The sequence below is a fragment of the Thermoflexus sp. genome, from assembly GCF_040289485.1.
Taxonomy (GTDB): domain Bacteria; phylum Chloroflexota; class Anaerolineae; order Thermoflexales; family Thermoflexaceae; genus Thermoflexus.
The window spans coordinates 10691-16136 of the sequence record NZ_PSLG01000050.1 but is presented as its reverse complement, the minus strand read 5'-3'; the positions used below and the strand labels follow the sequence as shown (position 1 = coordinate 16136).

The window sequence follows — 5446 nt, the reverse complement described above, 5'->3', positions numbered from 1 at the left end:
GGTGAGGGCCAGGGCTCCAGCAAACGGGAAGCCACCCGGGAGGCCGCCCGGGACGCGCTGCGCCGCCTGGGGCTGGAGAACGGAGGATCCGCGGAGGCCGGTTGAGGGATGGCGATGGAACGGCGCTGGCTGGAGAAACTGGAGGCGGTGGAACGGCGTTATGAAGAGCTGACCGCCCTGCTGGCCGATCCCGTCGTGGCAGCGGATGCGGGGCGGCTGAGGGCCATCGCCCAGGAGCGGGAGGCCCTGGAGCCGGTGGTGGAGGCCTTCCGGCGTTATCGTCACGTGCTTCGCGAGCAGGAGGAGGCCCGCGCCCTCCTGGAGGCGGCGAAGGACCCGGAGTGGGCCGCCCTAGCCCGGGAGGAACTGGAGCGGCTCGCCGAGGAGGAGCGTCGGCTGGAGCAGGATCTGCTGCGCCGGCTGCTGCCCCGCGACCCCAATGACGAGAAGAACGTCATCGTCGAGATCCGGGCGGGGGCCGGCGGGGAGGAGGCCGCCCTGTTCGCCGCCGATCTCTACCGGATGTATACCCGCTACGCCGAGCGGAAAGGCTGGTCGGTGGAGCTGCTCAGCGCCAATGAGACCGGCCTGGGCGGCTTCAAGGAGGTGATCTTCTTGATCCGGGGGCGGGGCGCCTATTCCCGTCTCAAATACGAGAGCGGCGTCCATCGGGTCCAGCGGGTGCCCATCACGGAGGCCTCCGGCCGCATCCACACCAGCACGGCCACGGTGGCGGTGCTCCCGGAGATGGACGAGGTGGAGGTGCAGATCGATCCGAAGGACCTGCTGATCGAGACCTTCCGGGCGGGAACCGCCGGCGGGCAGCACATGCAGAAGAACGAGACGGCGGTCCGCATCACCCACCTGCCCACCGGCATCGTGGTCTCGTGCCAGGACGAGCGCTCCCAGTTCCAAAACAAGCAGCGGGCGCTGGCCATCCTGCGGGCCCGCCTCTACGAACGGGAGCGGCGCCGGCGGGAGGAAGCGGTGAGCCAGGCCCGCCGCCGCCAGGTCGGCACCGCCGAGCGGGCGGAGAAGATCCGCACGTATAATTTCCCCCAAAACCGGGTCACCGATCACCGGATCAACATGACCCTGTATCGGCTGCCGGAGATCCTGGACGGGGACCTGGATGAACTGATCGAGGCCCTGATCCTGGAGGATCAGGCGCGGCGCCTGGCCGAACTGGAGGTGACCGGCTGAGGAGCCCGGTCGGCCGATCCAGAACAGAACGGGGAGAGGACGGCGTGGAGGAGACGGGACAGGTCTTCCGGCGGGCCTCCCGCTGGGCGACGGCCACGCGGGTGCATCGGCACTCGTGGCTGCGCCGGTTCCTGACCTTCCTGCTGCACCTGGCTTACCGGCTGGTCCTGCGCCTGGAGGTGGTCGGCCTGGAGAATATCCCGGCGGCCGGACCGGTGATCCTCGCCATCAACCATATCAGTTTCCTGGATCCCGTCCTGGTGGTCAGCGTGCTCCGGCGCAAGGTCCTCCCGATGGCCAAGGCCGAGGTCTTCCGCGATGTGGTGCTGGGCCCTCTGGTGAGCGCCTTCGACGCCTTCCCGGTGCGGCGGGGGGAGATCGACCGCCGCGCCGTCCAGACCGCCTTGGAGGTCCTGCGGCTGGGTGGGGTGCTGCTCATCGCCCCGGAGGGGACGCGGAGCCCGACGGGGGCCCTGCTCCCGGGCAAGGAGGGCGCGGTCTATCTGGCCTGGCGCACCGGCGCGCCCATCGTGCCCGTCGGGGTGGACGGCACCGATCGCTTCAAGTTCAACATCCGGCGCCTCCGGCGGACCCCTGTCCGGGTGGTCTTCGGCCGGCCCTTCCGGGTGGAGATCCCGGAGGACCGCAGCCGCGAGGCGCTGCGGGAGGCGACCGACGAACTGATGACCCAGATCGCCGCCCTGCTCCCGCCCCACCGCCGGGGGGTGTATGCGGACCTGAGCCGGGCGGCGGCTCCCTATTATCTGCGGCCCCTGGAGCCCTCGGGGTCCTGGAGGGCCCCTGAGGCCGTGCTCGGGAAGGTGCCCCGGGCCTCCGTGGACCCCCACTGATCCCGCGCTGGCGTGGGGAGCTGCCGGAGGCCTGTCGAATCTTCCGGAGGAGGCCTGGGATGTCCCGATGGCCGGGATGGCTGCTGACCGTGGCACTGACGGCGTGCGTCTCCGGGCCCATCCCGCCGTCCCCTGCCCCTGCGTCGCCGGCCCCCACGGGGACCCCCGCTCTGGCCGCCCGGGTGAACGGAACCCCGATCCCGCTGGCGGAGTTCGAGAAGCGGGTGGTCGCCTACGAACAGGAGTGGATCCGGAACGGGCTGGACCCGCGCTCGGAGGAGGGGCGGCAGCGCCTGGCGGCTCTCCCCCGTCAGATCCTGGAGGGGATGATCGAGGAGGTCCTCATCGAGCAACAGGCCGCCGCCATGGGGCTTACGGTCTCCTCGGAGGAGGTGGAGGCGGCCGTGGCCCAGGCGGTGGCCGAGACCGGCGGGGTGGAGGGCTTCCGCGCCCGGCTGGCGGCCCTCGGCATGACGGAGGAGGAGTTCCGGCGGCATCAACGGTCGGCCATGCTGGCCCAGAAGGTGTTCGAACGGCTGACCGCCGACGTGCCGGCGGTCGCTGAGCAGGTCCACGCTCGGCACATCCAGGTCGCCGATGCGGCGACGGCCCAGCAGCTCTTGGCGCGCCTGCGGCATGGGGAGGATTTTGTGGAGCTGGCCCGGGCCTATTCCCAGAACCCGGCCACCCGGGAGCTGGGCGGGGATCTGGGATGGTTCGCCCGCGGCACGCTCGCGCTGCCGGAGCTGGAGGCCGCCGCCTTCGCCACGCCCCCCGGGGAGGCTGTGTTGGTCCCGGCGGCTGGCGCCTACCACCTCCTGCTGGTGGTGGAACGGGACCCGGCCCGTCCTCTATCTGAGGAACAGCGGGATCGGCTTCGCCAGCGGCGGATCCAGGAGGCCCTCCAGGCCTGGCGGGCCAGCGCCCGTGTCGAGATCCTGATTCCCTTGGACCGATAAGGTCGGGGCGCCGCCCCTTGGCAGGAGGCGCGGGGATGGGCACGTTGTTCGTCGTAGGCACTCCCATCGGGAACCTGGAGGACATCACCCTGCGGGCGTTGCGGGTGTTGCGGGAGTGCTCGCTGATCGCCGCCGAGGACACCCGGCGGACCCGGATCCTTTTGGAACACTATGGGATCCGGGTCCCGATGGTGAGTTACTTCGAGCACAACGCGCCGGTCCGGATCCCGCAGGTGCTGGAGGCGCTGGCGCGCGGGGATGTGGCCCTGGTTTCCGAGGCCGGGATGCCGGGTCTCTCCGACCCGGGGATCGAGCTGATCCAGGCAGCCCTGGCCCGGGGGTTCCCGGTGGTCCCAGTGCCGGGGCCCTCGGCGCCGATCACGGCCTTGGTGGTCTCCGGCCTCCCGGCCGATCGCTTCCTGTTCCTCGGCTTCCTGCCCCGCAAGGCCGGGGAGCGCCGGCGGCTGCTGGCGATGGTGGCCTCTCTCCCCTGGACCCTGGTGGCCTTCGAGGCTCCTCACCGCCTGCGGGCCTCGCTACAGGATCTTCTGGAGATCCTGGGGGACCGCCCAATGGCGGTGGCCCGGGAACTGACCAAGGTCCACGAAGAGGTGCGCCGCGGCACGATCCGCGAGATGATGGCGCACTTCGCCCGGCACGAGCCTCGGGGAGAGTTCACCCTGGTGATCGCGGGGGCTCCCTCGGCGGCGGCGATCTGGGAGGAAGAGGAAGTGCGGGAGCGGCTGCGGACCTTGCTCCAGGCGGGAGCCTCCCCGGCCCAGGCAGCCCGGGAGGTGGCCCGGGCCTCCGGTTGGCCTCGCGCCGCCGTCTACCAGATGGCCCTGTCCTTGCAGCAGGCGACGCCTCCCGCGCCTGATCCCTCTGCTCCATCGAGGCAGGGGAAATGAAAAAAGGGCAGGCCGTCGCAGGCCTGCCCGGATGGCCCCGTTCGGGCTTATGGGAGGGGCCATGGATATTGCTCGCGGGTGAGGCGGACGAACCGGAACGCCTCCCCGGTCCACTCGGCCTCCAGTTTTACCCCCAGCCCGCCGATGAACATATAGGCCAGGATCATGCGGTCCTTCAGGCAGTTGACCCCCCATGGCGCCCCGCGCTCCCCTTCTTCCAGTTGCTCCCATCCCGGGACCCGGCCCAGCGGGCGGCCCGCCTCCACGTCGTAAACGTCGAGGCCGATGGCCACGATCCCCGGCCGCCCGGCCATCGGGCACCAGGTCATCACCAACAGATCCTCCTTCGGCCGCCCCAGCCGCCGGGAAAGCCAGGCCTCGACGGGCTCCGACTCCTTCGCCGGCCCTCCAGGGATCTCCTGCATGGCCAGCCGCCAGACCAGGAAGGCTCCTTCGTCCAGCCCCGCGGGGAAACGCTCCGGGATCGGGTCGAAGGTCTCGGTGACGCAATCGCAGGCCTCCCGCAGGAAGGCCAGGCTCTCCTCGGCCAGCCGACGGCCCCGCGCCCGCAACGCCGCCCGGCGCTCCTCTGGGATTTCGACCCCGATCCACTCGCCGTCGCGCTGCGTCCACTCCTCCGCCACCCATTCCCGGTAGAGGTCGGCTCCGGCCCGGGCCCCCTGCCGCAGGGCCTCGTTCAGGAGGTCTGCGGGGAGCGAGGACCCCATCCCGGCCGCCCGCAGCCGCGCCCGGGCCCCTTCGAAATCTCCCGCCCGCAGCGCCGCGCGGATCTCCTCCAGCGGCGAGGGGGTCGGCGGGGCGGGAGGCGCGGTGGGCGAGGCCGGAGCGGTCGGTGGGGCCTTGGGGGACGCGGCGCCGACGCAGCCCGCGGCCAGGGCCACCAGGCCGGGCAGAAGCCACCCAACGAATCGGGGTTTCGCCCGCATCACTTTATCCCCCAGTATTTCTCTTGCAGGAACGGCAGCGTCTTCGGATCCATGCCGATGGCCTCGGACAGCCGGACGAGGCGGTTCCGCCAGCCTTCCCGGAAATCCTTTTGGGAAGGATCGTTCCGGAGGATCGCCAGATACCGTTCGGCGCGGGCCTCCAGGTAGGCGCGGGAGAGGGCGTGGGGATCCTCGGACCCGGCGCGCTGCTTGGCCTCTTCGAGGAGCCGGCGTGCGCCGCCCACCCCGTGGTGAACGGCGGCGTCGAAATGGACCAGGGCCAGCGGCCCGGCGAGGCGGTCGGCGCCGGAGGCTTCCCAGTACATGGTGCGATAGATCTCCTCCGCCTCCGCCTCGGTGATCTGGCGGACGTCCTGCGGCGGCAGCCCCTTTCGCCGGCGGTACGTATCGTAAGTTCTCTGGGTGACCCCCAGGTTGGTGGGCCCGCCCCGGTCGTTCGGATGGTTCGTGTATCCGCCCTCGACGCCGCGCACGAAGGCGTAGGCCCGCTCGAAGGGGAAGGCCTCCAGGGCGACAGCCTGGGCGGTTATGGAGGGGGCAGCGCCCCCTCCCGACGG

General features: G+C 71.2%; 6 protein-coding genes. 4 read left to right on the top strand and 2 right to left on the bottom strand.

Annotated elements, in window-relative coordinates:
* Positions 1-108: 108 nt before the first annotated feature.
* The 4 genes from prfA to rsmI are packed head-to-tail and all read left to right on the top strand — an operon-like array spanning position 109 to position 3921.
* Positions 109-1203: a peptide chain release factor 1 gene (gene prfA, locus C4313_RS08800; protein ID WP_352429492.1), complete on the top strand. Its 1095-nt coding sequence runs from the start codon at positions 109-111 to the stop codon at positions 1201-1203.
* A 44-nt stretch (positions 1204-1247) separates the two neighbouring features.
* Positions 1248-2054, top strand: coding sequence for a lysophospholipid acyltransferase family protein (locus tag C4313_RS08795; protein WP_352429491.1), 807 nt, complete (start codon positions 1248-1250; stop codon positions 2052-2054).
* A 59-nt stretch (positions 2055-2113) separates the two neighbouring features.
* Positions 2114-3013 (top strand): peptidylprolyl isomerase, encoded by a 900-nt coding sequence (locus C4313_RS08790; RefSeq protein ID WP_352429490.1) that lies wholly within the window; start codon positions 2114-2116, stop codon positions 3011-3013.
* A 35-nt stretch (positions 3014-3048) separates the two neighbouring features.
* Positions 3049-3921, top strand: a complete 873-nt coding sequence (gene rsmI, locus C4313_RS08785; protein ID WP_352429489.1) for a 16S rRNA (cytidine(1402)-2'-O)-methyltransferase — start codon at positions 3049-3051, stop codon at positions 3919-3921.
* 47 nt (positions 3922-3968) lie between these two features.
* Here rsmI and C4313_RS08780 read toward each other — a convergent pair whose 3' ends face one another.
* Complete coding sequence (locus C4313_RS08780; RefSeq protein WP_352429488.1) at positions 3969-4868, bottom strand: hypothetical protein; 900 nt, start codon at positions 4866-4868, stop codon at positions 3969-3971.
* Positions 4868-5446 (bottom strand): glycoside hydrolase family 108 protein (locus C4313_RS08775; protein ID WP_352429487.1); only part of this gene is annotated, 579 nt, incomplete at its 5' end. The genes C4313_RS08780 and C4313_RS08775, both read right to left, overlap by 1 nt.

Coding starts and splice junctions, on each gene's coding strand:
- prfA (WP_352429492.1), top strand. CDS start 109: ATGGCGATGGAACGGCGCTGGCTGGAGAAACTGGAGGCGGTGGAACGG.
- C4313_RS08790 (WP_352429490.1), top strand. CDS start 2,114: ATGTCCCGATGGCCGGGATGGCTGCTGACCGTGGCACTGACGGCGTGC.
- rsmI (WP_352429489.1), top strand. CDS start 3,049: ATGGGCACGTTGTTCGTCGTAGGCACTCCCATCGGGAACCTGGAGGAC.
- C4313_RS08780 (WP_352429488.1), bottom strand. CDS start 4,868: ATGCGGGCGAAACCCCGATTCGTTGGGTGGCTTCTGCCCGGCCTGGTG.